The 844-nt window shown below is 78.1% G+C and carries 2 pseudogenes; one reads left to right on the top strand and one right to left on the bottom strand.

Going from position 1 to position 844, the window contains the following annotated elements:
- Window positions 1-507: pseudogene (locus tag KIK08_RS39285) on the bottom strand (hypothetical protein); the annotation flags it as partial.
- 82 nt (window positions 508-589) lie between these two features.
- On the opposite strand from KIK08_RS39285, the pseudogene KIK08_RS39280 reads away from it, so the two are divergent.
- Window positions 590-844: pseudogene (locus tag KIK08_RS39280) on the top strand (hypothetical protein); the annotation flags it as partial.

The following is an 844-nucleotide window of genomic DNA, read 5'->3' as shown; positions in this document are numbered from 1 at the left end:
CATGGCCAGCACCAGCCGCGCGGTCGCCCCCTCCCGCCCGGCCCGCAGGTCGAGCGCCGCGCGGGCCACCCACGGCAGGGCGGCGTAGCCGAGCAGCAGCGTCCAGTGGCCCATGAGCAGCCGCTCGGCCACGTACGGCGACCAGCCGTAGACCAGGCCGGCCACCGCGGCGGGAAGGGTGCGCCCGTCGACCAGCGGACGCACGAGCGCGGCCGCGCCGGTCACCGCGGCGACCACGACGGCGAGCAGGACGGCCTTCTGCACGAGATCGCCCGGCACGACGGCGGTGACGGCGGCCAGCACGGCGTCGGCCGGCACCGCCCGCGGCAGCGCGGACCCGAGGCCGAACGCGTCCGCCGTGGGGTACTGGCGCGGCACGAAGACCATGTCGTTGACCAGCACGAAGCCCGGTCCGAACCCGGGCCCCACGACGAGCGCCCCCGCGGTCACCGCGAGCAACCGGATGGACCATCCCGGCCGGTCCGATCGGCCGCCGTCGTCGCGCACGTCTTCCTCCGCCCCGCCGGGGCGGTTACCGTAGCGCGGGTTACCGCCGGGTAACCAGGATTTCCCGACGTCGGGAGGTGCCGTGAGCGAGGCCGTCCCCGCGGGCCGGGCCGTCCGCGCCGCATCCCCCGCCCCGCGCACCGGCGCCGTCGCCGCGCTCGCCGTCTCGGTCGCCCTCATCGGCGCCAACGCCCTGTCCTACGGGTTCACCGTGCTGGCCGCGCGCACCCTCGCCCCGGCCGCGTACGGCGAGCTCGCCGCGCTGCTCGGGGTGCTGCTGGTGGCGGTCGTGCCGGCCAGCGGCCTGCAGACCGCCGGCGCGCTCGCGCTGGCCGGG

The sequence above is a fragment of the Pseudonocardia lacus genome (genome assembly GCF_018531445.1).
Taxonomy (GTDB): Bacteria; Actinomycetota; Actinomycetes; order Mycobacteriales; family Pseudonocardiaceae; genus Pseudonocardia; species Pseudonocardia lacus.
This window is presented reverse-complemented; position numbering and strand designations above follow the sequence as displayed.